Annotated in this window: 25 protein-coding genes; 15 read left to right on the forward strand and 10 right to left on the reverse strand. The window is 64.7% G+C overall.

All coding sequences use genetic code 11. The annotated features are described in order from the left end of the window. The 6 genes from tsaE (at nt 1) to JG746_RS02065 (ending at nt 9692) form a co-directional block, all read left to right on the forward strand. Nucleotides 1-1512, forward strand: coding sequence for a tRNA (adenosine(37)-N6)-threonylcarbamoyltransferase complex ATPase subunit type 1 TsaE (gene tsaE, locus JG746_RS02040; RefSeq protein ID WP_202356667.1), 1512 nt, complete (start codon nt 1-3; stop codon nt 1510-1512). Beyond that, complete coding sequence (locus JG746_RS02045; protein WP_274609320.1) at nt 1509-2234, forward strand: nucleotidyltransferase family protein; 726 nt, start codon at nt 1509-1511, stop codon at nt 2232-2234. Before tsaE ends, JG746_RS02045 begins: the two co-directional genes overlap by 4 nt. Beyond that, a complete protein-coding gene (gene addB, locus JG746_RS02050) occupies nt 2231-5365 on the forward strand; it encodes a double-strand break repair protein AddB (RefSeq protein WP_202356668.1) in 3135 nt (1044 codons plus the stop codon). The genes JG746_RS02045 and addB overlap by 4 nt, the downstream gene beginning before the upstream one ends. Further along, the gene (gene addA, locus JG746_RS02055) at nt 5362-8874 is read left to right on the forward strand and encodes a double-strand break repair helicase AddA (RefSeq protein WP_202356669.1); all 3513 of its coding nucleotides are present in this window, start codon (nt 5362-5364) and stop codon (nt 8872-8874) included. The genes addB and addA overlap by 4 nt, the downstream gene beginning before the upstream one ends. A gap of 77 nt (nt 8875-8951) precedes the next feature. Next, the gene (trxA, locus tag JG746_RS02060; protein ID WP_140888484.1) at nt 8952-9275 is read left to right on the forward strand and encodes a thioredoxin; all 324 of its coding nucleotides are present in this window, start codon (nt 8952-8954) and stop codon (nt 9273-9275) included. Nucleotides 9276-9410: 135 nt separating this feature from the next. Continuing rightward, nucleotides 9411-9692 carry a cupin domain-containing protein gene (locus JG746_RS02065; RefSeq protein ID WP_202356670.1) on the forward strand — a complete coding sequence of 94 codons (282 nt, stop codon included), beginning with the start codon at nt 9411-9413 and terminating at the stop codon, nt 9690-9692. 39 nt (nt 9693-9731) lie between these two features. On the opposite strand, the gene JG746_RS02070 is transcribed toward JG746_RS02065, so the two are convergent. The 6 genes from JG746_RS02070 to JG746_RS02095 form a co-directional block, all read right to left on the reverse strand. Continuing rightward, complete coding sequence (locus JG746_RS02070) at nt 9732-10151, reverse strand: VOC family protein (protein ID WP_202356671.1); 420 nt, start codon at nt 10149-10151, stop codon at nt 9732-9734. Between the two features lie 129 nt (nt 10152-10280). Then, complete coding sequence (locus JG746_RS02075) at nt 10281-11606, reverse strand: bifunctional folylpolyglutamate synthase/dihydrofolate synthase (protein WP_202356672.1); 1326 nt, start codon at nt 11604-11606, stop codon at nt 10281-10283. 122 nt (nt 11607-11728) lie between these two features. Further along, entirely contained in the window at nt 11729-12655 is a 927-nt protein-coding gene (accD, locus tag JG746_RS02080) for an acetyl-CoA carboxylase, carboxyltransferase subunit beta (RefSeq protein WP_202356673.1), read from the reverse strand. Between the two features lie 48 nt (nt 12656-12703). Continuing rightward, complete coding sequence (gene trpA / locus JG746_RS02085) at nt 12704-13543, reverse strand: tryptophan synthase subunit alpha (RefSeq protein ID WP_010912924.1); 840 nt, start codon at nt 13541-13543, stop codon at nt 12704-12706. A 61-nt stretch (nt 13544-13604) separates the two neighbouring features. Next, the gene (gene trpB, locus JG746_RS02090) at nt 13605-14825 is read right to left on the reverse strand and encodes a tryptophan synthase subunit beta (protein WP_202356674.1); all 1221 of its coding nucleotides are present in this window, start codon (nt 14823-14825) and stop codon (nt 13605-13607) included. 90 nt (nt 14826-14915) lie between these two features. Beyond that, nucleotides 14916-15575 carry a phosphoribosylanthranilate isomerase gene (locus JG746_RS02095; RefSeq protein WP_202356675.1) on the reverse strand — a complete coding sequence of 220 codons (660 nt, stop codon included), beginning with the start codon at nt 15573-15575 and terminating at the stop codon, nt 14916-14918. Between the two features lie 131 nt (nt 15576-15706). Between JG746_RS02095 and JG746_RS02100 the strand changes: the two genes are divergently transcribed. Next, nucleotides 15707-15925: a hypothetical protein gene (locus JG746_RS02100; protein ID WP_202356676.1), complete on the forward strand. Its 219-nt coding sequence runs from the start codon at nt 15707-15709 to the stop codon at nt 15923-15925. Here JG746_RS02100 and JG746_RS02105 read toward each other — a convergent pair whose 3' ends face one another. The 4 genes from JG746_RS02105 to JG746_RS02120 all read right to left on the reverse strand — a co-directional run bounded on the left by JG746_RS02105 (nt 15926) and on the right by JG746_RS02120 (nt 19298). After that, the gene (locus JG746_RS02105; protein ID WP_202356677.1) at nt 15926-16684 is read right to left on the reverse strand and encodes a M48 family metallopeptidase; all 759 of its coding nucleotides are present in this window, start codon (nt 16682-16684) and stop codon (nt 15926-15928) included. Between the two features lie 98 nt (nt 16685-16782). Then, the gene (locus tag JG746_RS02110; protein WP_096452769.1) at nt 16783-17265 is read right to left on the reverse strand and encodes a DUF2852 domain-containing protein; all 483 of its coding nucleotides are present in this window, start codon (nt 17263-17265) and stop codon (nt 16783-16785) included. A gap of 117 nt (nt 17266-17382) precedes the next feature. Then, nucleotides 17383-18525 (reverse strand): benzoate/H(+) symporter BenE family transporter, encoded by a 1143-nt coding sequence (locus tag JG746_RS02115; protein WP_202356678.1) that lies wholly within the window; start codon nt 18523-18525, stop codon nt 17383-17385. Nucleotides 18526-18527: 2 nt separating this feature from the next. Beyond that, nucleotides 18528-19298 (reverse strand): alpha/beta hydrolase, encoded by a 771-nt coding sequence (locus JG746_RS02120; protein ID WP_202356679.1) that lies wholly within the window; start codon nt 19296-19298, stop codon nt 18528-18530. A gap of 221 nt (nt 19299-19519) precedes the next feature. Here JG746_RS02120 and infC point away from each other — a divergent pair, with 221 nt between their 5' ends. The 8 genes from infC (at nt 19520) to pheT (ending at nt 26290) form a co-directional block, all read left to right on the forward strand. Further along, nucleotides 19520-20056, forward strand: coding sequence for a translation initiation factor IF-3 (infC, locus tag JG746_RS02125; protein ID WP_010912915.1), 537 nt, complete (start codon nt 19520-19522; stop codon nt 20054-20056). 223 nt (nt 20057-20279) lie between these two features. Next, a complete protein-coding gene (locus tag JG746_RS02130) occupies nt 20280-20906 on the forward strand; it encodes a methyltransferase family protein (protein ID WP_202356680.1) in 627 nt (208 codons plus the stop codon). A 182-nt stretch (nt 20907-21088) separates the two neighbouring features. Next, nucleotides 21089-21292 carry a 50S ribosomal protein L35 gene (gene rpmI / locus JG746_RS02135; protein ID WP_006201248.1) on the forward strand — a complete coding sequence of 68 codons (204 nt, stop codon included), beginning with the start codon at nt 21089-21091 and terminating at the stop codon, nt 21290-21292. A gap of 38 nt (nt 21293-21330) precedes the next feature. Next, on the forward strand, nt 21331-21732 hold the full coding sequence (gene rplT / locus JG746_RS02140) for a 50S ribosomal protein L20 (RefSeq protein ID WP_006201247.1): 402 nt from the start codon (nt 21331-21333) through the stop codon (nt 21730-21732). 141 nt (nt 21733-21873) lie between these two features. Further along, nucleotides 21874-22971, forward strand: coding sequence for a phenylalanine--tRNA ligase subunit alpha (gene pheS / locus JG746_RS02145; protein ID WP_202356681.1), 1098 nt, complete (start codon nt 21874-21876; stop codon nt 22969-22971). Then, entirely contained in the window at nt 22968-23390 is a 423-nt protein-coding gene (locus JG746_RS02150; protein WP_202356682.1) for an ASCH domain-containing protein, read from the forward strand. The genes pheS and JG746_RS02150 overlap by 4 nt, the downstream gene beginning before the upstream one ends. 72 nt (nt 23391-23462) lie before the next feature. Beyond that, on the forward strand, nt 23463-23885 hold the full coding sequence (locus tag JG746_RS02155) for a GFA family protein (protein ID WP_202356683.1): 423 nt from the start codon (nt 23463-23465) through the stop codon (nt 23883-23885). Next, nucleotides 23882-26290 carry a phenylalanine--tRNA ligase subunit beta gene (pheT, locus tag JG746_RS02160; RefSeq protein WP_202356684.1) on the forward strand — a complete coding sequence of 803 codons (2409 nt, stop codon included), beginning with the start codon at nt 23882-23884 and terminating at the stop codon, nt 26288-26290. Before JG746_RS02155 ends, pheT begins: the two co-directional genes overlap by 4 nt. Nucleotides 26291-26292 lie beyond the last annotated feature (2 nt).

Genomic DNA, 26292 nt, shown 5'->3' on the forward strand with positions numbered 1-26292 from the left:
ATGACGGGCCTGGTGCTGGAGCGTTTGCTCACGGATGAGACACAGACCGCGCGGCTGGGCGAGGACCTGGCGCTGTCCCTGCGCGCCGGCGATGTGCTGGCTCTCAAGGGCGATCTCGGCGCCGGCAAATCGACGCTGGCGCGGGCGCTGATCCGGGCGCTGGCCGATGATGCCGGCCTCGATGTGCCGAGCCCGACCTTCACCCTGGTGCAGAGCTACGACACGCGCATTCCGGTGCACCATTTCGACCTCTACCGCCTGTCATCGGCAGCCGAGCTCGACGAACTCGGCTTCGACGAAGCGCTGACGCAAGGGGCCGCGCTGGTCGAATGGCCCGAACGGGCCGAGGGCTATCTGCCGAAGACAACGCTTTCGATCGAACTCGTCCAGCATGGCGGGGGCCGGCTGGCGCGGCTGTCCGGGCAAGGGGCAGCCTTCGACCGCGCGGCGCGGTCGCTGGCCATGCGCGGTTTTCTGGAACATGCCGGCTGGGGCGAAGCGCGACGGCGCCATTTCATCGGCGACGCCTCGGCCCGTTCCTATGAGATCGTGACGCTCGCCGGCCAGGAGCCCTGCGTGCTGATGAACTCGCCGCGGCTGGTGCTCGGCCCACCGGTGCGCGATGGCAAACCCTATGCGGTCATCGCCCACACCGCCCAGTCGGTCTCCGCCTTCGTTGCCATAGACCGGGCGTTGAAGGCTGGCGGCGTCAGCGTTCCCGAAATCCACGCCGAGGACCAGGACCAGGGTTTCTTGCTCATCGAACATCTCGGCTCGCAGGGATTTCTCGGCACGGACGGCGAACCCATAGCGGAACGCTACGCGGCGGCGGCCGAACTGCTGGCCATGATGCATGGCAGGACCTGGCCGCGGCGCCTGCAGGCGGGACCGGGCAGTTTCCACGAGGTGCCGCCCTTCGACCGCGACGCGATGATGATCGAAGCCGATTTGCTGGTCGACTGGTATGTGCCGGCAATATCGGGCGCTGCGGCCAGCGACGATCTGCGTACCGGCTACGCCAGGGAATGGAATGCGCTTTTCGATCGGCTGAAAGGCAGCGAATACACGCTGATGCTGCGCGACTTCCATTCGCCCAACATCATCTGGCGTGGCGACCGCGCCGGCCATGACCGTCTGGGCATCGTCGATTTCCAGGATGCTCTGATCGGGCCTTCAGCCTATGACGTCGCTTCGCTCGCCATGGATGCCCGCGTCACCCTATCGCCGGAGATCGAGAAGCGGACGCTCGATGCCTATGTCGCGGCGCGCTATGCGGCGGGCGCCTTCGACGAGCCAAGTTTCCGGGAAGCCTATGCAATCATGGCCGCGCAGCGCAATTCCAAGATCCTCGGCATTTTCGTGCGCCTCGAAAAACGCGACGGCAAACCTTATTATCTGAAGCACCTGCCGCGCATCCGCGACTATCTGCGCCGGGCGCTGTCCCACCCGGCGCTTGCCAGCCTGCGGGATTTCTACAATACGCATGGCTTGCTCGAGGAACGAACGCTGTGACAAGACCGGACACTGCCATCGTCCTTGCCGCCGGGCTCGGCAAGCGCATGCGGCCGATCACCGACACGATCCCCAAGCCGCTGGTCAGGATCGCCGGCAAGACCTTGCTCGACTGGGGGCTGGACAGCCTCGCCGCCGCCGGCGTCGCCAAGGCGGTGGTCAACGTCCACTATCTTCCCGAACAGATCGTCGCCCATGTCGCGGCGCGCCGGGCACCGAAGATCGTGATTTCCGATGAGAGCGACCGGCTGCTCGATTCGGCCGGCGGCATCGTCAAGGCGCTGCCGGAACTGGGCCAACAGCCGTTCTACATCCTCAACGCCGACACGTTCTGGATTGATCACGGCCCGCTCAATCTCGGGCGGCTTGCCCTTGCCTGGGACGCCGCGAAAATGGATATTCTGCTGATGCTGGCGGATCTCCACCAAGCGACAGGACACTGTGGCAGCACCGATTTCCTGGTGGCGCCGGACGGCGCCTTGCGGCGTTCAAAAGGCGATCCGACGGGGTTGATCTATGCCGGCGCGGCGATCATCCATCCGCGCCTGTTCAAGGATGCCCCGGCCGAACCGCATTCGCTCAATGCCTATTTCGACACGGCAATAGCCGCAGGCCGGCTGTTCGGCATGCCGATGCACGGCCACTGGATCACCGTCGGCACGCCCGATGCCATCCCGCAAGCGGAAGCAGCGGTCGCCGGCGCGCTAACCGAGTCGCAATGAGCGGCTCAAGCCGCGTTTTCTCTATCCCCCCCGGAGCGCCGTTCCTGCCGACGCTGGCCGAGGCGCTGCTTGCCGGCCGCCTGGTCCCGGGATTTCGTTTCGACGGCGATCCGCTCGCTCTGGCCGATGTCACCATCTATTTGCCGACGCGCCGCGCCGCGCGCGCCCTGCGTGGTGTCTTCGTCGACAGTTTGAAGGCACGCGGCGGCGGCGGTTCGGCGATCCTGCCGGTCATCCGCCCGCTCGGCGAGTTCGATGAGGACGAAGCCTTGTTCGACGCCGAGCCGGCTGCGGCGATCGATCTCGCGCCGCCGATCTCGGCGACCGAACGCCTGTTGCTGCTGACGCCGCTGGTGCGTGCGTGGAAACGCCGGCTGCCGGAGCATGTGGCGAAGCTTTTCGCGGAGGAAATCGTCATCCCCGCTTCCACGGCCGACGCAATCTGGCTGGCACGCGATCTTGCAGGGTTGATGGATGAGATCGAGACGGAAGGCACCGACTGGACCAAGCTCGCCGATCTGGTGACCGGCAACCTCGCCGGCTGGTGGCAGGTGACGCTCGAATTCCTCGGCATCGTCACCGATGCCTGGCCGAAATTCCTGAGCGAGAGCGACCGCTCCAATCCGGCCGCGCATCGCAGCGCGCTGATCCGCTCCGAGGCGGCGCGGCTGCGGCGCAATCCGCCCGCCGGACCGGTCATCGCCGCGGGATCGACCGGTTCCATCCCGGCCACGGCGGAGCTGCTTGCCGCGATCGCCCGCCTGCCCGGCGGCGCCATCGTGCTGCCCGGGCTCGACCGGACGCTGGACGAAGCCTCTTTCCAGGCGCTTGTCGCTCCGGGCGCGCGGCCCGCCGTGCTTGGCCACCCGCAATATGGCCTGGCCAGGCTGATCGGCAAGATCGGCGTGCTGCGCTCGGATGTCGAGGAGGTCAGCGCTGCCGAGCCGCACCTTGCGCTTCGCGCGGCCCTTGTCGGCGAGGCGCTGCGGCCGGCCGAGACCACTGAGCTATGGGCCGAAACACGCAGCGGGTTTTCGGCGGCCGATATCGCCGGCGCTTTTGCCGATGTGACGCTATTGGAAGCAGCAAGCGAACGCGATGAAGCCGTCGCCATCGCCGTCGCGCTCAAACAGGCCGTGGAAGATCCCGGCCGAAGGGCGGCTCTCGTCACCGGCGACCGCGCGCTGGCACGGCGCGTCTCGGTCGAACTCAAGCGCTTTGGCGTCGTCGCCGACGATTCCGGTGGCACGCCGCTCGCCAACAGCCCGGCGGCCAGCCTGCTCCGGCTGGCGCTCGAAGCGGTGTTCCGGCCGGGCGATCCGGTCGGCCTTTTGTCTCTGCTCAAGCATCCGCTGCTCGGCCTCGGCCTCGAACGCGCTGCTGTGCGCCATGCAGCGGAACTGATCGAACTGGTGGCGCTGCGCGGCGGCACCGGCCGTCCCGACATCGTTTCGCTGCCTGAATTGTTCGAGGCCCGACTGACGGACCTGGGCGGCGACAGCCGGCCGCCCTTCTGGTTTTCCCGTCTCACCGTGCGCTCCATCGAAGATTCGCGGAATTTGCTCGAACGTCTCACCCAAGGGCTGGCGCCGCTTTCGGCCTTTCGCGGCCAGGCGGACGCCGATCTTGCCGCGCTGGTGAAAGCCAGCGTCGTGGCGCTGGAAAGCCTTGGGCGCACCGCCGATGGCGGCCTGGGCGAGCTCTATGCCGGCGATGCCGGTGAAAAGCTCGCCGAATTGCTGCGCGGGCTGGTCGCCGCTTCGGCCTCGTTGTCATTCGCGGCGGGCGAATGGCCCGACGTGATGGATGCGCTGATCGCGCCCGAGACGGTCAAGCCGGCGCAAGGCACCGACAGGAACATCGCCATCTGGGGGGCGCTGGAGGCGCGGCTGCAGGATGTCGACACGCTGATCATTGGTGGGCTCAACGAAGGTGTCTGGCCGCGCAAGCCGGAGAGCGACCGCTTCATGTCGCGGCTGATGAAGACCGGCATCGATCTCGAACCGCCGGAACGGCGCATCGGCCTTGCCGCGCATGATTTCCAGATGGCCATGGGGGCCAGACATGTCGTGCTGGCTCGTTCGGCGCGTTCCGGCGACGCACCCGCCGTGCCGTCGCGCTGGCTGCAGCGGCTGCTCACCTTCATCGGCACGGAACAGGCGGTAAGCCTTCGCCGGCGCGGCGACGAGCTGCTTGCCTGGGCTCGCGCGCTCGATACCGGACCAAAGCAGGATTTCGCGCCGCGGCCGCAGCCGAAACCGCCTCTGTCGGTGCGCCCAACGCATTTCTCGGTCACCGAGATCGAGACGTTGCGGCGCGACCCCTACGCCGTCTATGCCAGGCGGATCCTCGGCCTGATGCCGCTCGATCCGCTCATCCGTGACCCCGGTGCGGCCGAGCGCGGCACGCTGTTCCACGCCATCCTGCACCTGTTCTCGTCTGAGGTCGCCGATCCGCGCGCGCCCGATGCGCTGGGCGGCCTCATCGCCGCCGGCCGCGCCTGCTTTGCAGACGCCGCCCTTCCGACCGATGTCGAGGCGGTGTGGTGGCCACGCTTCGAAAAGCTCGCCGCCAACATCGTCGAATGGGAGCGCACGCGTGCCGATGCCGTGATCCGGCGCCATGCCGAGGAGCGCGCGGGGAAGACCGTGGTCGGCCAGTCCGGCGTGACGCTGTCCGGCTACGCCGACCGCGTCGACCTGCTGGCCGGCGGCATGGCCGACATACTGGACTATAAGACCGGCTCCTCACCCTCGAAGGCGCAGGCGCACACGCTGCTGGCACCGCAGCTGGCGCTGGAAGGCGCGCTGCTCAGGCGCGGCGCCTTCAAGGATCTGGGCGCGCGCGAACCCTCTCAATTGGCCTTCATCAGGTTGAAGCCGAATGGCGAGGTGTTCGAGGAGTCCATCCTCGAGCACAACCGCCAGCCCAGGACCGCCGCCGATCTTGCCGAAGAGGCCTGGGCGCGGCTGGAAAAGCTGCTGGTCCACTATGCCGACCTGGAGACCGGCTATCTGTCGCGCGCGCTGCCGTTTCGCGAAGGCGAGACCGATGGCGACTACGACCATCTCGCCCGCGTGCTCGAATGGTCGGCCGGCGGCGATGCCGGTGACGAGGGAGGGGAGGCATGAAGAAGGCCTATCCCATCCCCAGCGACACCGCCAACAGCCAGGCCCGCGCCGCCGATCCCCAGAACTCGGCCTGGGTGTCGGCCAATGCCGGTTCTGGCAAGACCCATGTGCTGGCCCAGCGCGTCATCCGGCTGCTGCTCAACGGCACCGACCCGTCGAAGATCCTGTGCCTGACCTATACGCGCGCCGCCGCCGCCAACATGTCGAACCGGGTCTTTTCAACGCTGTCGGACTGGACGGTGCTCGGCGATGCCGAGCTGGCCACGAAGATCGAGGCCCTGGAAGGACGGCGGCCCGACGGCGACACCATGCGCCGGGCGCGACGCCTGTTCGCCGAAGCGCTGGAAACGCCGGGTGGGCTGAAGATCCAGACCATCCACGCTTTCTGCGAATCGGTGCTCCACCAGTTCCCGCTAGAAGCCAACATCCCGGCCCATTTCGAGATGCTCGACGGCCAGATGGAAGCATCGCTGTTCGCCGCCGCGCGCCGCGAGATGATCTCCGGCACGGCAGCCGGCAACCCGGATCTGGCCGACGCCTTCGCCACCGTGCTGGAACGTGGCGGCGAGGCCGGCCTCGATGCCTTGCTCGGCGAGATCGTGCGCAAGCGCGACGGCTTGCGCAATTTCCTCGATGCGGTCGGGCGTGACGGCTTCCAGCCTTTGTTCGACGAATTCCATTTCCGTCCCGGCCAGACCGCCGAAGGGATTGCCGCATCGGTGTGGCCGCTGCCGGGCTTCCTGCCGGATTATTTTGCCGGCTTTGCCCAGGCCGCAGAATCCACCGACGCCAGGTCGGTGCTGAACAACATCCTGCCTTATGCGCGTCAGGCTTTCGCCGAGAGCGATCCCGTTCGCCGCCTGCAACTGCTGGCAAGAGCCTTCCTCAAGACCGATGGTGATCCCTACGACCCGGCAAAGGCCTTCAAGAAGGCGCTGACCGACCGATTGCCTGATCTGGCCGAGCGCTACCTCTCGGCGTCGAGCGCCATCATCGAAACCGTCGACCGGCTGGCGCTGTTCCGCATGCTGGAAGGCACGGCTGCTGCGCTGACCATCGCTGACTGGCTGATCGCCCGCTACGACGTGCTGAAGCGCAGCCGCGGCTTTCTCGACTTCAATGATCTGATCACCCGCACGGTCAACCTTCTGGCGCGGCCCGATGCCGGCCCCTGGGTGCAGTACAAGCTCGACCAGGGCATCGACCACATCCTGCTAGACGAGGCGCAGGACACCAGCCCGGATCAATGGGAGGTGGTGAAGCGGCTGGCGGAAGAATTTTTCGCCGGCTTCGGCGCGCGCGAGAGGGTTCATCGCACGGTCTTCGCCGTTGGCGACGAGAAGCAGTCGATCTATTCCTTCCAGGGTGCAGCGCCGGACTCCTTCGCCGACAGCCGGCTGCTGTTCGCTGGCCGGGTGCGCGATGCCGAGGCGTCCTTCGCCGACCTCAAGCTGACCTGGTCGTTCCGCTCGACCGATGACGTTCTGGCCGCCGTCGACCGCGTCTTTGCCGATCCGATCGTGCGGCGCGGCATCAGCCATGATCCCGATCCGCTGAGCCACAAGGCGATCCGCACCGATGCGCCGGGCTATGTCGAGGTCTGGCCGTCGATTGGCGCCGATGTCGTCGACGAACCCGACGACTGGACGCAAGCCATCGACCACGCCCATGCGCCGGCAGTGCGTGTCGCCGAGAACGTGGCGGCGACCATAGCCGGCTGGATCGGCAAGGGCGAAATCATCGAGGGCCGCGGCAAGCGGCTGCGGCCGGGCGACGTGCTGGTGCTGGTGCGCAAGCGCGACAGTTTTGTTCACGCGCTGACCCGCGCCTTGAAACGCCGCGACATTCCGGTCGCTGGCGCCGACCGGCTGAGCCTGCCCGGCCACATCGCGGTGAAGGATCTGATCGCACTCGGCCATCTCTTGATCCAGCCGCAGGACGATCTGTCGCTCGCCGCCGTGCTGCGCAGCCCGATCTTCGACCTGCCGGAGGAGGCGTTGTTCACGCTCGCCGCGCAGCGGCCACCCGGCCTGTCGCTGGCCGCGTCGCTGCGCCAGCATGCCGAAGAAAACGAGCGCTTGGCGAAGATTGTCGCGCAACTCGATGTCTGGGCTGACGAGGCCGCTTTCAAGCCGGTGTTCGAATTCTATGCCAGCCTCCTGGCGCGCGATGGCGTGCGCAGAAAGATGATCGCGCGGCTCGGGCCGGAAGCCGGCGATATTCTCGATGAATTCCTGAGCTTCTGCCTGGCCGAGGAGCGGACCGGCCTGCCCGGACTGGAAGCCTTCCTGTCGACGCTGGAAAACGCCGGGCCCGAGATCAAGCGCGAGATGGACCAGACGCGTGACGAGGTCCGCGTCATGACCGTGCACGCCGCCAAGGGGCTGGAGGCACCGGTGGTGTTCCTGGTCGATGGCGGCTCCGCCCCGTTCAGCGACCAGCATCTGCCGCGGCTGATGCCGTTCGACGGCTCTGGCACTTTTTGGGACGGCAAAGGCTATCTCTGGCGTTCGGCCAGCGACGTCGCCAACGGCTTTTCGAAAGCGGCAGCCGCCCGCGCCCGCGAACTCGCCGACGATGAGTATCGCCGGCTGCTCTATGTCGGCATGACCCGCGCCGAGGACCGGCTGATCGTCTGCGGCTATCACGGCAAGCGGGCGTCGAACACCGGCACCTGGCATTCGATCGTCAGCCGCGCGCTGATCGGCGCGCCGGAAAGCGAGCAGCGTGCGCACCCCGCCGGCGGCGAGCCGGTGCACCGTTTCCACGTCACCAAGCTGGCGCCTGTCGCGGCGAGCGCCGATGAACAGGCGCGGCAGGCCGATGCTTTCGGTCCGCTGCCGGGAACCCTGTTCCGGCCCTTGCCGCCTTTCGAGGATCTGCCGCGGCCGCTGTCGCCGTCCGGCGCCTCGGCGCTGATCGAGGAAGGCAAGGAAGCGGTGGTCGACAAGGCTTCACCGGTGCTGGACGCCGATGCCGAACCGAGCTTTGCCGTGCTGCGTGGGCTCGCTTTGCACAAGCTGCTGCAGATGCTGCCCGGCCTTGCCGAGGGCGAACGCCAGGGCGCGGCCGAACGTTATCTCGCGCGAACGGGTGCCGCTTGGCCGCCGTCAGAGCGCGAAAAGGCCCTGGCGTCGGTCATCGCCATTCTTGCCGACCCACGCCTCGGCCAATTGTTTGCGCCGTCGTCGCGCGCCGAGGTGGCGATCATGGGCAGCCTGGAAGTGAGGGGCAAAACGCGCTCGATTTCCGGCAAGATCGACCGGCTGGCGGTGAGCGCGGACACGGTTTCGATCGTCGACTACAAGACCAACCGGCCGGCGCCCGCCACGCTGGCCGAGGTTCCGCCGGCCTATCTGCTGCAGCTCGCGCTCTATCGCGCCTTGCTCAAGCCGCTTTATCCCGGGCGCCAGGTCAAGGCGGCCCTCTTGTTCACCGAAGCGCCACGGCTGATCGAACTGCCGGCCGGGGCCATGGATGACGCCCTTGCCCGACTCACGGGAGCGTGACACAAGACCTGCTTGAAGAAGGGCTAGATAACCACCACATTTGGTGCGACAAAGAACTCTCGAAAGGATTTTTCCGCATGGGTGCCACCGTCAAGGTCGACAAGAACAATTTCCAGGCCGACGTGCTCAACGCCAAGGAGCCGGTCGTGGTGGATTTCTGGGCTGAATGGTGCGGCCCGTGCAAGATGATCGCGCCGGCGCTCGAAGACATCGCTCTCGAACTCGGCAGCAAGGTCAAGATCGCCAAGCTCAACATCGACGAGAACCCCGAGCTTGCCGCGCAGTTCGGCGTGCGCTCGATCCCGACGCTGATGATCTTCAAGGGCGGCGAAGTCGCCGACATGAAGGTTGGCGCCGCGCCCAAGACCGCGCTGTCGCACTGGATCAACGGCAGCCTCTGATCCAATCGAAATTTCTAATTGCAAAAGCCCGGCCGTCGTGCCGGGCTTTTTGTTGGCGCCATCGGCCAACCCGCTCTGGCCCTCACATCAGGGCACGCCATGTCTTCTGTTGGCAGCAGAAACAGGGAGAGCGACATGACCGGATCCGCCAAGGCCACCGTCTTCATCGACAATGAGCGCGTCATCGTCACCGAGTACCGCTTCCAGCCCGGCGACAACACCGGCTGGCATCGTCACGGCCACGACTATGTCGTGGTGCCGCTGATGGACGGCAAGGTGAAGCTGGTGACCAAAGACGGCGAAAGCTTCGCCGAGATGAAGAAAGGCGCGCCCTATTTCCGTAGGGAAGGCGTCGAACACGACGTCATCAGCGCCAATGACGGCGAATATGCTTTTATCGAGATCGAGCTGAAGTGAGCCGCCAAAGCTGTGCCCGGACTGGTGCGACCTGTCTGGTCACCAGTCGGCGATCCGGTCCCCGCCGGTGAACTGCGCGCTTTTGTCGGTGTATTCGAACAGCTCGATCTTCACGCCGTTGGGATCGCGGATCCAGGCCTGAAAGGTGTCGTCGCAGGCGTGCTTCTTAGCGGTCACGTCGATGCCCTTCGCCTTGATATGAGCGATCGCGGCGTCGATGTTTTCGACTTCCAGGCAGAAATGGTTGATCTGGTTGAGCTCGCTGTAGGTGGAGGCATCCTTCTGGAACACCTCGACATGGCTGCGGCCGCCGCAATCGAGGTAGAAGCCGAAAATCCCGCCGTCGCGCAGGAAATTGAACCGCGTGTCCAGACCGAGCACATCGCGGTAGAAACTGCGCGTCGCTTCCAGGTCATGGGCGAAAATGCAGACATGGGCGAGCTGCTTCACCTTGATCATCACGGGCTCCCTACACTGGTCGTCAAGCGCTCAGAGCGTTCACCGTTTCATGGAAACGGCGAACCACTCTAGCTCTTTGTTTTAACGCAATTCCGGACGGAAAACCGCGCACACTTTTCCTGGAATTGCTCAGGTCGGTGGCGTGCCATTCTCGGCCAGCACCGCGCCGGCAAGATAAAGCGACCCGCCGATGAGTATGCGGGGCGCCGGCCCGTCCCAGGTGTCGCGCAGCAGCATCAGCGCACTGGCGACGGAACTCACCGGCTCGGCGGACAGCCCGGCTTCCGCGGCCCGGATCGCCAGTTCGTCGTTCGGCACCCCGGCATCGCTCAGGCTGACCGGCACGGTGTAGACATGCCGGACGAGGCCCTTGAAGGCGCGGAAATAGCCGCTCTGGTCCTTGGTGTTGATCATGCCCGAGATGAGGAAGAGCGGGCGCGGGTTCTTTTCCTCCTGCTCGGCCAGCGCTTCGGCGACGACCACGCCGGCGCCCGGATTGTGGCCGCCATCGAGCCAGATGTCGGCGCCCTTCGGCGCCAGCTCCGCCAGCCGGCCCTGCGCCAGCTTCTGCATGCGGCCGGGCCAAGCGACATGGGTCATCGCCTTTTCGGCGGCGCGATGGCTGATCTCGAAGCCGGCCGCCTTGACCGCGGCGATCGCGGCCGCCGCATTGGCGAACTGGTGGCGCCCGGGCAGGCGCGGCGGCGGCAAATCCATCAGGCCGTCCTCGTCCTGGTAGACCATGCGGCCGTTTTCCTCGAAGGCGAGGAAATCCTGGCCGTAGACGAAGGTCGGGCACTCCAGCCGCTCGGCGGTCTCGATCAGCACCTGCAGCGCCGTCTCGCTTTCCTGCGCGCCGATGACCACCGGGCAGCCGCGCTTCATGATGCCGGCCTTTTCGGCCGCGATCAGTTCGACGCGGTCGCCGAGATAGGCCTCGTGGTCCATCGACACCGGCATGATCACCGACACGGCGGGCCTGGCGACGACATTGGTGGCGTCGAAGCGCCCGCCAAGGCCGACCTCGATGATGGCGGCTTCGGCCGGATGTTCGGAAAACAGGATGAAGGTGACGGCGGTGAGGATCTCGAAGACGGTGATCTTCTGGCCGTCATTGGCCTTGGCGACGCGGGCAATGGCCTCGGCGAAGGTCTCATCGTCGACGAGTTTGCCGCCACCGTCGGCGGCGAGCCTGTAGCGCTCGGCCCAGCTCACCAGATGCGGCGAAGTGTGGACGTGGACAAGGTGCCCGGCGGCTTCAAGCAGCGCGCGCGAAAAGGCCGCGCAGGAGCCCTTGCCGTTGGTGCCGGCGATGTGGATGACCGGCGGCAGCAGATCCTGCGGATTGCCCAGCCGCTCCAGGAGCCGCGTGATGCGGTCGAGCGAAAGGTCGAAGCCTTTCGGGTGAAGCGCCATCAGGGCTTCGATTTCGCGGTCGGCGGCAAGCGTTGTCATGGCAGAATCCCGGCGCATGGCCCGAGGACCAGAATCAATCCTGGAATGGCCAAGGCAATCAAAAGCTACAGCGCGCCATGGACATGGCGCAATCGCTGTTCGCGGCGGCTGGTGTCGCGTCCTCAGGCCTGCGGCCGGGCTTCGGTGGCAACGACCGCGGGCGGCAGGATTTCCGGCTCCAGCGGCTTCTGCTCGCCCGGCAGTTTGAGCAGCATCTTCAACAGCCGCGCGATCGTTTCGCGCATCTCCAGCCGCGACACCACCATGTCGACCATGCCGTGCTCCATCAGATATTCGGAGCGCTGGAAGCCGTCCGGCAGTTTTTCGCGGATGGTCTGTTCGATGACGCGCGGGCCGGCAAAGCCGATCAGCGCGCCAGGCTCGGCAATATGCACGTCGCCCAGCATGGCGTAGGAAGCGGTGACGCCACCGGTGGTCGGGTTGGTCAGCACGACGATGTAGGGGAGGCCGGCTTCCTTCAGCCGGTCGACGCCGACCGTGGTGCGCGGCAGCTGCATAAGGGACAAAATACCTTCCTGCATGCGAGCGCCGCCGGATGCGGCGAACAGGATCAGCGGGCGCTTGCGCTGCAGCGCAACCTCGAAACCATGCACGATGGCGTCGCCGGCGGCCATGCCAAGCGAGCCACCCATGAAGGCGAAATCCTGCACCGTGACCACCACCGGCAGGCCCTCGACGGTGCCCAGCGCGTTGATGATGGCGTCTTCCAGGCCGGTCTTGGCCTTGGCGTCCTTCAACCGGTCTACATAGCGCTTCTCGTCGCGGAACTTCAGCGGATCCTGGACGACCTTGGGGTTTTCGAGCTGCTCGTACTTGCCGTCATCGAAGAAGAATTTCAGCCGCTCCTTGGCCGAGATCTTCATGTGATGGCCGGAAGACGGGATGACGAACTGGTTGGATTCCAGATCCTTGTGGAACACCATTTCGCCGGTCTCGGGATCCTTGATCCAGAGATTCTCGGGCATGTCGGTGCGCCGGCCGAGCATCGAATTGATCTTCGGGCGAACGTAATTGGTGATCCAGTTCATCGCTTCGGCTCCTGTCCTGACGAAGAGTTGGCTAAAGACGTAGGAAAACTATTCGGCAGCAGCAAGGCGGGCCGAGCGCACGCCTTGCGCCAGGCCGCTGACCAGCGTGGCGACGGCCTCGGCCGGGTCGGCGGTCTTTTCGCCCTTCGGCCCCAGCACATTGGCGACCGCATTGACGATCGCCGTACCAACGACGACGCCATCGGCATTGGCTCCGATGACACGCGCCTGCTCGGCAGTCTTGACGCCGAAGCCGACGCAGACCGGCAGGTCGGTGTGGCCCTTGATGCGGTTCACGGCGGCGGCCACCTTGCCGGTGTCGGCCAGGGCCGAGCCGGTGATGCCGGTCATCGACACGTAATAGACGAAACCGGAGGTGTTCTGCAGCACCTTAGGCAGGCGCTTGTCATCGGTGGTCGGCGTCGCCAGGCGGATGAAGTTGATGCCGGCTTTGAGCGCCGGAATGCAAAGCTCCTCGTCCATTTCCGGCGGCAGATCGACGACGATCAGCCCGTCGATGCCGCTGGCCAGCGCGTCTTTCAGGAAGCGGTCGACGCCGTAGATGTAGATCGGGTTGTAATAGCCCATCAGCACGATCGGCGTTTCATTGTCACCGGCGCGGAATTCGGACGCCATCTTCAGCGTCTTGACCAGCGTCTGGCCGCCTTTCAGCGCGCGCAGGCCAGCCGCCTGGATCGCCGGGCCATCGGCCATCGGATCGGAAAACGGCATGCCGAGTTCAATGATATCGGAGCCGGCGCCGGGGAGCGCCTTCATGATCGACAGCGAGGTGTCGTAGTCGGGATCGCCGCCCATGAAATAGGTGACGAGCGCCGGGCGGCCTTCGGTCTTGAGCTTCGCCATGCGGCGGTCGATACGGGTGGTCATTTCTGGCCCTTTGGACAAATTTTGCTCATAATCACTCCCAAGTCGAAACCGTCCAAAGGGCCTAGATTTCCATGCCCAGCATCGAGGCTACCGTATGCACATCCTTGTCGCCGCGGCCGGACAGGTTGACGATGACGATCTGGTCCTTGTCCATGCCAGGCACAATCTTGACTGCATGGGCGATAGCGTGCGCGGATTCCAGCGCCGGGATGATGCCCTCGACGCGTGTCGTCAGCTTGAAGGCTTCCAGCGCCTCGTCGTCGAGGATCGGCACATATTCGACGCGGCCGGAGTCGCGCAGCCAGGAATGTTCCGGACCGACGCCGGGATAATCGAGGCCGGCCGAGATCGAATGGCCGTCCATGATCTGGCCGTCGGCGTTCTGCAGGAGATAGGTGCGGTTGCCGTGCAGCACGCCGGGCGTGCCGGCATTCATCGAGGCGCAATGCTCGATGCCGTCGAGGCCGCGCCCGCCGGCCTCGATGCCGATGATGCGCACATCCTTGTCGTCGAGGAAGGGGTGGAACAGGCCGATGGCATTCGAGCCGCCGCCGACAGCGGCGATGATGGTGTCGGGCAGCCGTCCTTCCTGTTCGAGGATCTGGGCGCGCGCCTCGGTGCCGATCACCGATTGGAAGTCGCGCACCAGTTCCGGATAGGGATGCGGGCCGGCGGCGGTGCCGATCAGGTAGTAGGTGTCCTCGACATTGGTGACCCAGTCACGAAGGGCTTCGTTCATGGCGTCCTTCAGCGTGCCGTGGCCAGCGGTGACCGGCCGCACTTCGGCGCCGAGCAGCTTCATGCGGAACACGTTGGGGCTTTGCCGTGCAACGTCGGTGGCGCCCATATAGACGACGCAGGGATAGCCGAAGCGGGCGGCGACAGTGGCGGACGCCACGCCATGCTGGCCGGCGCCGGTTTCGGCGATGATGCGCTTCTTGCCCATGCGCTTGGCCAGCAGGATCTGGCCGAGGCAGTTGTTGATCTTGTGCGAGCCGGTGTGGTTCAGGTCCTCGCGCTTGAAATAGACCTTCGCGCCGCCGAGATGTCTCGTCAGCCCTTCGGCGAAATACAGCTTTGACGGACGCCCGGCATAATGGGTCGACAGATCGGTGAGTTCAGCCCTGAAATCCGGATCGTTCTTGACCTCGTTCCAGTGCCGCTCCAGGTCGAGGATCAGCGGCATCAGCGTTTCGGCGACGAAACGGCCGCCGAAAATGCCGAACATGCCCTGCTCGTCGGGTCCGGTGCGGAAGGAATTGGGTGTCGCCAGCTTGTTCATCGCCGATCTCCTGGCTTCTTGACTTGTTAAGCGTGTCCTTGTCGGAAAACCGGTTCCCACTTTTCCGGGACATGCTCTCATTTAAGGCTTTTAGGCGGCGCGGTCGTCGCGTGCTGCCCGGACGGCCCGGAAAAACTGTTCGATCAGCGCCGGATCCTTGACGCCCGGCGCGCTTTCCACGCCTGAGGAAATGTCTATTCCGGGCGGGTTCGCAAGCTGAAGGGCATCGCCGATATTGGCGGCGTTGAGCCCACCGGAAAGCATGTAATCGACGCCGGCGTCAAGGCCGGCAAGAATGCGCCAGTCGAAAGCGACGCCATTGCCACCCGGCAACTGCGAGCCTTTCGGAGGCTTGGCATCGAACAGGAACCGGTCGGCAATGCCGATGAAAGGCTTGACCCGGCCGACGTCGGCAGCCTCGCTGAGCGGCAACGCCTTCATCACCGGCAACCTATGGCGGACCTTGAGTTCGGCCACCCGTTCGGGTGTTTCCGAACCGTGCAACTGCAGCATGTCGGGCTGCATGGCCGTGACGATCTCGTCCAGAAAGGCGTCACTGGCGTCGACCGTGACGGCGACCGCCAAGGCCTTGTCGCGCGCGGCTTCGCGCAGGCGCCCGGCTTCCGCCGGCTCGACATAGCGCGGGCTCTTGGCGAAGAAAATAAAGCCGACGTGGCTGGCACCGCCGGCGAGCGCCGCGGCCATCGCCTGGTCGGTCTTCAAGCCGCAGATTTTGATGTCGAGCGCCATGGCGCGGGAATTGGCATGAAATCGCGACAGAGTCGAGAAAAAGCATGCTGTTTGCCGGCAAGGCCAAAGGCGCTACCTATTGATGATAGCATGTCGACTGGACTGATAGCATGCCGGGCGGGAGAACGATCATGACCGACAGAACGGTTGCCGAACTGAAGCAGAAGATCGCTCAAGCGCGCGAGGTCATCGCCCATCTGATAGACAAGGCGGCCTTCAACGGCGCCGAGGCGCATCGGGCACTGGACTATTTCGGTGGCGATGAATTTGACCGGAATTTCCTGCCCTGGCCGCATCATGGCGATGAAGGGCTGCGGCCGGAGGAACTCAACGCCGCGAATGACGATTGACTACTCGAACACGATCGCCTGCAGGGCGCCGCCATTGCGCTTCAGCCAGTCCTTGCAGCGGTCGGTGTCAGGGCAGAGTTTTTCGCACAGTTTCCAGAATTTCGGGCCGTGGTTCATCTCCTTGAGATGCGCGACCTCATGCGCCACGAGGTAGTTTATCACAGGCTGCGGCGCCATCATGATGCGCCAGGAGAAGGAGAGATTGCCTTCCGAGGTGCAGGAGCCCCAGCGGCTGGAGGTGTCCTTGTAGCGGATCGCCTTGGCGCGCTTGCCGAGCGCCTCGGTGTGTTTGATCACCAGCTTCTCGATCTCTTTTTTGGCCTCGCGCTTCAAGAAGTCGGCGATGCGACGCGGCAGGTGCACACGGTCGCCATGGACGATCAGCAGCGGGCCGCGCTCGTCGCGCGATACCGTGACGGTGCCGCGCTTCGACGGTTCGTGGACGATGCGGTGCGGCACGCCCCGGATCGGGATCTTGATGCCCGGCCGCACCTGCGGGCGCGTCGGCACCTTGGCCAGGCGCTGCTCCAGCCAGTCCTGATGGCGGTCGAGGAACCTGTCCACCTCGCCGCGGCGCAGGCCGGGCGGCACGGTGATGCGCAGGCCCTGGCCGCCGGAATCGATGCGCAGTGTCAAGCGCCGAGCCCGGGCGCTCTCGACGATCTTGAGCGGCAGCGTGCGACCGGCGACACAATATTCGCGTTCCACGACTGGCGTGGCCTTGGGCTTCGTCAGATTGCGAAAGAATCCGATGGTCATGGCGGGACGATACGCGATTCGAGAAAAACGACTAGAACAAAAAAGAAACGGCGCCGCTCGCGCGACGCCGTTCTCATACCTTGGCCTGTCGCTCGGCCTCAGTCGTCAAGCAGGTTCGAGCCCTTGCCGCGCTTGGTGGGCGTCGTGCCGGTGCTCGGATCGGTCTTGGCCGGCGCGGTTGACTTGTTGCGGTTCGCCATGAAGCGATCGAACTCGTCCTGATCCTTGGCGCGACGCAATTCGCGGGCATAGTCGTCGAACTCGGTCAGCATGTCGTCGAGCTTGCGGCGTTCCTCGGCGAGGCGCTCAAGCTCCTTTTCGCGCCAGTCGTCGAAAGCGACGTTGCCGGTGCGGGCGGAGCCATTGCCCCAGCGCGCGGCCTTGTCGGAACCACGGCGGCAGCCGGCGAAGATGCCGTCGGTCGCGCGGTTGACGTCACGCTTGAAGCCGTCGAGCCGGTCGCCCCAGATGATGTAGGCGAGCATGGCGAAGCCGAGCGGCCAGAACACCATGAAGCCGATCACCATCAACGCGATGGTTGCCGGCGTCCAGGCCGGGCGGATCAATGCAGATGTGTTCATTTTCTCCCATTCCTTCGGTTGGAGACAGCCAGAACCGGCTGCGTGGAATCGAAATGGGAAGGCAAAAACGGCGATTCAAGACAACATCCGCCAAAACCGGACAAAGGCCTGAAATGATTATCGCTTTTTGAGCCTGTCGAGGAAAAGCACGACCAGCCCGGCGATCAGCCCCCAGAATGCGGCGCCGACGCCGAACAAGGTCAACCCCGAAGCGGTGACGACAAAGGTGACGGTGGCGGCCATACGGTCGCCCTCCTCCTTCAGCGCGATCGCCAGCGCGTTGGCGAGCGAGGCCATCAGCGCCAGGCCCGCCACCAGCACGATCAGGCTCTGCGGCAGGACGGCGAAGATCGCCACCAGCGAAGCGCCGAAAATCGCGAAGACGAGATAGGCGAGCGCATAGAAGGGGCCGGTCTTCCAACGCTCTGCGGGGTCGGGATGGACGTCCGGCCCGGTGCAGATCGCCGCCGAGATCGCCGCCAGGTTGGTGGTCGAGCCGCCGAACGGCGCCGATAGCAGCGAGAAGAAGCCGGTGACGCCGATCAGCGGGCCGGGCTCCGGATGATAGCCGGCGGCGCGCAGCACTGCGAGACCCGACAGGTTCTGCGAAGCCATGGTGACGAGATAGAGCGGCAGCGCCAGGCCGATCATCGCCTTGGCGGTGAAATCAGGCGCGATCAGCGTCAGCGTCGACAGTTCGGGTGTCGGCAAGCCGCCGACACGGCCGGTGAGAAACGCGGCGAGACCGCCACCGACCAGTACCGCCAGCACCGACAGCGCCGGGTGGAACAGGCGGATCAAGAAGAAGGCCGCGATCAGCGGCAGGATCAGCCAGGGGTCGACAGGAATGGTCTTGACCGCATTGAGAGCGAAGGTGACGACGATGCCGGCGAGCATGCCTGAGGCGACCGAGGGCGGGATTCTGGAGATCAGCTGCGTCAAAGGCCGGAACAGACCGGTGGCGACCAACAGGACGGCGGTGACGATGAAGGCGGCGACCGCCTCGCCGATCGAAAAGCCGCTCGATGCCGCGATCAGCGCCAGGCCTGGCGTCGACCATGCGGTGATGACGGGCATCTTCGTGCGCCAGGACAGCCACAGGCTCTCGATCGCCATGGCAAGGCAAATGGCCGTCACCCAGCTCGCCGTCTGAATTTGCGTCGCGCCGACCGCGTGGGCGGCGGCAATGACTATGGCCAGCGTGCCGCCGAAGCCGACGATGGCCGCGACAAAGGCCGAGATCGGGATGGAAAGGCGCATCGTCACTTGCCCCGCCCGGCCATGTCGCCGACCGCGCGCACCAGCATGTCGAGATCCTGTGGTCGCGACAGGCGGTGGTCGCCGTCCGGGATCAGCGACAGCGTGACATCGTCGGCCGGCAGCAGGCTGACCAGCTTCAAGGCATGGCTCGACGGCACGTCCGGATCGGCCAGGCCCTGCAGGATGTGGACCGGGCAATGCGTGTCGATCGGACCGGTCATCACCCGGTTGGAGCGCCCGTCTTCGATCAGGGCGCGGGTATAGATGTAGGGCTCGGATGAATAATCGGAGGGCTCGGCGAAGAAACCCTTTTCGGCGAGGTCACGCTTTTGCCCGGCGGTCAGCATCGGTTCGACCAGCTCAGAGGTAAAATCCGGCGCCGGCGCCAGCAGCACCAGGCCGACGACGTTTGCGTCGCCCGCCTTGCGCAATTCCTGCACCATGCGCAGCGCGATCCAGGCGCCCATCGACGAGCCGACCAGGATCTGATTGCCCCTGGCAAACTTCCGGAACACCGCAAGGCTTTGCGACAGCCACGTCGAAATCGTGCCGTCGGCAAAGGCGCCGCCGGATTCGCCATGGCCGGAATAGTCATGGCGCAGGAAGGCGCGGCCCTCTTTCGCCGCCCAGTCCGACAGGGTCTCGGCCTTGGTGCCAAGCATGTCCGACTTGTAGCCACCGAGCCAGACGACGCCTGGTGTCGAGCCCGCGCTATGGCGCACCGCGATGCGCGATCCATCGACATCGAGAAAGGTCGGGGGCGTGACGGTCATGGCTTTTTCCTCAGGCCCCTCTTCTGGCTCGGGGTTCTTGTGGCACAGCCACAGGCGTGGCGAAAAGTGCTCGCGCTGTTTCTTTGTTTGGTGCAGGCGGTGATCAGGGTGATTTTCTATCAATGCTGTGCTATTGACTCCGCCCGCGCGCTCACCACATTGGCGCGTCCACGCATCAACACTGACAAATCCTGAACGAAACGGCCAAGGAGACCACGACCATTCGCAGACCTTTCAAAGCAGCGGCGCCGACCAAGGATGGGCCGCGCTCCAACCGTGACATCCGGGTTCCCCGGGTCCAGCTTATCGACGCCGAAGGCCAGAACCGCGGCGATGTTTCCATCAACGACGCATTGCTGCTCGCCGAAGAGGCCGGGCTCGATCTCGTTGAGATATCGCCCAATGCGGTACCGCCCGTCGTAAAGATCCTCGATCTCGGCAAGTTGAAATACGCCAACCAGAAGAAGGCGGCCGAGGCGCGCAAGAATCAGAAGGTCATCGAGATCAAGGAGATCAAGATGCGCCCGAACATCGACAGCCATGACTACGAGACCAAGATGAAGGCGGTGCGCCGCTTCTTCGAGGAGGGCGACAAGGTCAAGCTGACATTGCGCTTCCGTGGCCGCGAGATGGCGCATATGGAACTCGGCATGCAGCTTCTGAACAAGGTGCGCGAGGAAGTGGCGACCATTGCCAAGGTCGAGGCGGAGCCGAAGCTCGAAGGCCGCCAGATGATGATGGTGCTGGCGCCGCGCTAAGGTGTGCTGAATATCAACACCGCCTGAGATCACGATAAAGTCAGGCGTGCCCAGCGCTCCAAATCCGCCTGAATTGTCTTGCAGAGCGTCCCGGCGATCGGCGGGACGCCTGTTTCTCGGCTAAGCCGCGATCGCCGGCTTTGTTTTTATGCCTGTCGTCCTCCCAAAACCGGACCCACTTTTGGGCGACATGCAATTGGCTTTTCGACGATCGGACACCCCCTTGGACAACGAAATCAAATACGGGCTGGGCAATTACCAGCAGATGCGTCGGCTGGTGCTTGCCGTGCTCGTGGTGGTGCTGTTTCTGGCGCTTCTGTTCGGACAATCGACCTTCCCGCCCGATACGCCGGTGCATGAAACAATCGAGATGTTCGGCGTGCTCCTGATTTTCCTCGGCATCGTCGGGCGGCTTTGGGCGACGCTCTATATAGGCGGGCGCAAATCCTCCGAAGTGGTGACGGGCGGGCCCTATTCGATCACCCGCAATCCGCTCTACGTGTTCTCTACCGTGGCCGCAGCCGGCGTCGGCGCGCAGATCGGCTCGTTCTCAGGCATCATCCTGTTCGCATTGCTGTGCGCGGGAGCCTTCCACATCGTCATCCTGCGCGAAGAGAAATTCCTCAAGGAAGCGCTTGGCGCGCCCTATCAGGCCTACCTGGACAAGGTGCCGCGCTTCTTCCCGAAGCTTTCCCTCTACCAGGAGGGCGACACGGGCAGCTTCAAGCCGCGCCTGCTGTTGACCACGCTGCTCGACGGCCTGGTGTTCCTGGTCGCGCTGCCGGCCTTCGAACTGATCGACGGTGCCCAGCAGTCGGGCATGCTGCCGGTGTGGTTCACGCTGCCCTGAGCGGGGACAGAGCGTCGCACGGCTTCGGGTGTTGCGTACAGGCCTGCTTTGACGTATAGGACCGCCGTTCAAGAAAACCGCCCGGCAGGGCATGCCGTGGCGGTTTCATTTGCTTTTCGGGCTTTGGTCGGCCCGAAGCGAACAAGAAGCGCGATAGTGCGCCAACGAGACGGAGTAGCAAAATGCCCAAGATGAAGACCAAATCGGCCGCCAAGAAGCGGTTCAAGATCACAGGTACGGGTAAAGTCCTGTCGGCTGCGGCCGGCAAGCGTCACGGCATGATCAAGCGTTCCAACAAGTTCATTCGAAATGCCCGCGGCACGATGGTTCTGGCTGAACCGGATGGCAAGAAGGTCATCAAGAATTTTCTGCCGAACGGCCTCTAAGGCATTCGGTCTGGACAGCGTTTTAAGGAGATCATGACATGGCACGCGTAAAGAGAGGCGTCACCTCGCACGCCAAGCACAAGAAGGTCCTGAAAGCCGCGAAAGGCTTCTACGGCCGTCGCAAGAACACCATCCGCATCGCCAAGCAGGCGGTGGAAAAGTCGCTGCAGTACGCTTACCGCGACCGCAAGAATCGCAAGCGCTCCTTCCGCGCGCTGTGGATCCAGCGCATCAACGCGGCGACCCACGAGCATGGCCTGACCTATGGCCGCTTCATCGACGGCCTCAACAAGGCCGGCATCGAGATCGATCGCAAGATCCTGTCCGACATGGCCATCCATGAGCCGCAGGCTTTCGCCGCGCTCGTGGCCAAGGCCAAGGTCGCGCTCGAATATCTGAAGAACACCACGCCGAACGCTTTTGAAAGCGCTGTCGCCTAAGACCAGCGCTTCCCAAGCATTCGCAATTCTGATTATGGGGAACCCGCGCTGGCACGGCTGGCGCGGGTTTTTCTTATGCCTGATATCAACTTGAACGTGACTCTCACGTTAGCGCAGATTTCCAACGTAGCGAGTTTGACCGTGAACGACGCAACCACCGGCCTGGATACGCTCGAAAATTCCCTGCTGGCCGACATCGCATCGGCCGCCGACGAGCCGGCCATCGAGGCCGTGCGCATCGCTGCCTTCGGCAAGAAGGGCACTGTGTCCGAGATGCTGAAGACGCTTGGCGGCATGACCGCCGAGGAGCGCCAGCTCAAGGGCCCGGTCATCAACGGCCTCAAGAACCGCGTCACCGAGGCGCTGACGGCCCGCAAGGCCGAGTTGAAGGACGTGGCGATCGCAGCACGTCTGGCCGCGGAAAAAGTCGACGTGACGCTGCCGGTGCGGCAGTCGCCGGCCGAGCGCGGCCGCATCCATCCGATCAGCCAGGTGATCGACGAGATCGCGGCGATCTTCGGCGATCTCGGCTTCGCCATCGCCGAAGGTCCCGATATCGAGACCGACTATTACAATTTCACCGCGCTGAATTTCCCCGAGGGCCATCCGGCGCGCGAGATGCACGACACGTTCTTCTTCCAGCCGGACGAGAAGGGCGAGCGCAAGCTGTTGCGCACGCATACCTCGCCCGTGCAGATCCGCACCATGGAGAAGCAGAAGCCGCCGATCCGCATCGTCATTCCGGGCAAGACCTACCGCCAGGATTCGGACGCCACCCACTCGCCGATGTTCCATCAGGTCGAGGGTCTGGTGATCGACAAGACGGCCAACGTCGCCAACATGAAGTGGGTGCTGGAAGAATTCTGCAAGGCGTTCTTCGAAGTGCCGTCGGTCAAGATGCGGTTCCGCCCGTCCTTCTTCCCGTTCACCGAGCCAAGCCTCGAGGTCGACATCCAGTGCGACCGCTCGCGGCCCGGCGAAGTGCGCTTCGGCGAAGGCTCCGACTGGATGGAGATCCTCGGCTGCGGCATGGTGCATCCCAACGTGCTGCGCGCCGGCGGGCTCGATCCCGACGAGTATCAGGGCTTTGCCTGGGGCATGGGCATCGACCGCATCGCCATGCTGAAATACGGCATGCCGGACCTGCGCGCCTTCTTCGACGCCGATGTGCGGTGGCTGTCGCATTACGGTTTCCGGCCGCTCGACATGCCGACGCTGTTCGGAGGTTTGAGCGCGTGAGCGTCGCTGCCGATCCCTATGCGGACGCGGTGACCTTCCGCTTTGGCGACAGTCCGGAACTCGCCGACGAGTTGCTGGCGCTGGTGCTGTCGGGGCGCAAGACCGCGACCTGCGGTGCCCTGCGCGATTATGGCGGCGCCGAGCCGATGCCGGAGGTAGGTCGTCGCGATGTCGTGCTCGATGGCAGCGGCCGCCGCGCCGCGGTGATCGAGACGGTCGAGGCGATTGTGCGGCGCTTTGACGAGGTCGACGCCGACTTTGCCCGAGACGAGGGCGAAGGCGATTTGAGCTTTGAATACTGGCGCGAGGCCCATCGCGCCTATTTCGAGCGCAATGGCGGCTTTTCGCCTGAGATGAAACTGGTTTGCGAACGCTTCCGTCTGGTCGAAGTGTTCAGTCGAGAAGACGCGAAAGTATGAGACGATGAACAAGCTGTCGCATTACCGCTTCCGGCCGCTCGACATGCCGACGCTGTTCGGCGGTCTGAACGCATGACAGCGCCCCACATTGGCGGTTGCCGCTGCGGCGCCGTGCGGTTCGAGGCCTCGGCCGAGCCGCATCACGTCAGTTATTGCCATTGCGGCGATTGCCGGCGGGCGAGCGGCGCGCCGGTATCGGCCTTTGTCGGCTTCCTGGCCGGCAAGGTGGCATTCACCGGCAAGGCGCTGAAGATGTATGAGAACGGCCCGGTAACGCGCTCGTTTTGCGGCGTCTGCGGCTCGCCCATCGCCTATGTCGACGAGCGGCTGGAAGACGACATCTACTTCATGCTCGGCGCCATGGACGCGCCGGCCGATTTCAAGCCGACGCTGCATGCCTACGTCAGTGAGCAGCTTCCCTTCCTGCATATGTCCGACGACTTGCCTAGACATCTGAAATCAAGCGTCAAAAGACCAGACGGAACAGTCCCATGAAATTCACCCTCTCCTGGCTCAAGGATCATCTCGAGACCGACGCCTCGCTCAACGAGATCGTCGATCGGCTGACGTCGATCGGCCTCGAAGTCGAGCATGTCGACGACAAGTCGGACCTGAAACCCTTCGTCATCGCCAAAGTGCTGACGGCGGTGCAGCACCCAGATGCCGACCGGTTGCGCGTGCTGACCGTCGACACCGGCGACGGCAAGCCGCCCGTCCAGGTCGTCTGCGGCGCGCCGAATGCCCGCGCAGGCCTGATCGGCGCTTTCGCAGCGCCCGGCACCTACGTGCCCGGCATCGACGTGACGCTGACAGTCGGCAAGATCCGTGGCGTCGAGAGCCATGGCATGATGTGTTCCGAGCGCGAGCTGGAACTGTCCGACGAGCACAACGGCATCATCGACCTGCCGGCCGACGCGCCCGTCGGCACCAGCTTCGCCACCTATGCGCATCTCGACGATCCGGTCATCGAGATCAATCTGACGCCGAACCGGCCGGATGCGACCAGCGTCTACGGCATTGCCAGGGATCTGGCGGCAAGCGGGCTCGGCACGCTGAAAAGCGCCGCGGTCGAAAAGATCCCCGGCAAGGGCGAGACACCGGTCAAGGTGGTGATCGAAGCGCCGGAGCTTTGCCCAGGCTTCGCCTTGCGGCTGGTGCGCGGCGTCAAGAACGGCCCGTCGCCGAAATGGCTGCAGCAGAGGCTGATCGCCATTGGTCTGAGGCCAATCAGCGCGCTGGTCGACATCACAAACTACGTCACCTTCGATCGCGGCCGGCCGTTGCATGTGTTCGATGCGAAGAAGGTCGCCGGCAACCTCGTCGTGCGCCGCGCGCGCGACGGCGAGAAAGTGATGGCGCTCGATGGCCGCGAATACACGCTGACATCAGACATGTGCGCCATTGCTGATGACAATGGCGTCGAATCGATCGCCGGCGTGATGGGCGGCGAGCATTCCGGCTGCGACGAGAACACTTCAGACGTGCTGATCGAATCGGCGCTTTGGGATCCGATCACCACCGCCCGCACCGGCCGCACGCTCGGCATCATCACCGATGCGCGTTATCGCTTCGAGCGCGGCGTCGACCCTGAATTCATGGTTCCCGGCGTCGAACTGGCAACGAAATTGGTGCTCGATCTCTGCGGCGGTGAGCCGGCCGAGACCGAAGTCGTCGGCTATGCCGGCCACAAGCCAAAGATCGTTGCCTTCCCGGTGTCGGAGGTGAAGCGGCTGACCGGCATCGAGGTGGCTAAGGCGGAAAGCCTCGACATCCTGTCTCGCCTCGGCTTCAAGCCGCAGGGCTCGGGCGATATCGTGGACGTCGCGGTGCCGTCCTGGCGTCCCGATGTCGACGGCAAGGCGGACCTGGTCGAAGAGGTGATGCGCATTCACGGCGTCGACAACATCGCGCCGCAGCCGCTCGGCGCGCATGACGCGGTCAATTCGAAGATCCTGACCACGCTGCAGGTCCGCACCCGCACGGCCAAGCGGGCGCTTGCCGTGCGCGGCATGATGGAGGCCGTCACCTGGTCGTTCATCCCGGCCAAGCACGCCGAACTGTTCGGCGGCGGCCAGACGGCGCTGAAGCTCGCCAACCCGATCGCCGCCGACATGTCCGACATGCGGCCGTCGCTGCTGCCGGGGCTGATCGCCGCCGCGCAGCGCAACGCCGACAGGGGCATTGGCGACGTGGCGCTGTTCGAGGTGTCCGGCACCTATGAGGGCGACGGCGCCGACCAGCAGCGGCGCGTGGCCGCCGGCGTGCGCCGCGGCACGGCCAAGCTCGACGGCTCCGGCCGTAGCTGGGCCGGCAATTCCGGTCCTGTGGGCGTGTTCGACGCCAAGGCCGATGCGATCGCGGCGCTGGAAGCCTGCGGCGCGCCGGTCGACCGGCTGCAGATCGAGGCGGGCGGTCCGGCCTGGTACCACCCCGGCCGTTCCGGCACGATCAAGCTCGGGCCGAAGACCGTGCTCGGCACGTTCGGCGAATTCCATCCCAAGACGATGGAAGGCCTCGATGTTTCCGGCCCGCTGTGCGGCTTCGAAGTGTTCGTCGATGCCGTGCCCGAGCCGAAGGCCAAGCCTACTAAGACCAAGCCGAAGCTGGAGCTCTCCGCCTTCCAGGCGGTGAAGCGCGACTTCGCCTTCGTCGTCGACAAAGCGGTCGAGGCCGGCACGCTGGTGCGCGCAGCATTGGCCGCCGACAAGAAGCTGATCACAGCCGTCTCGGTCTTCGACATCTTCGAGGGCGCAGCGCTCGGCGCCGACAAAAAGTCGATCGCCATCGAAGTGTCGATCCAGCCGGTCGAGAAGACGCTGACCGACGAGGATTTCGAGGCGCTGGCCAAGCGTGTCGTCGAGAATGTCGGCAAGCAGACGGGCGGCGTGCTGCGCGGCTGAAG

Source organism: Mesorhizobium sp. 113-3-3, from assembly GCF_016756495.1.
GTDB lineage: Bacteria > Pseudomonadota > Alphaproteobacteria > Rhizobiales > Rhizobiaceae > Mesorhizobium.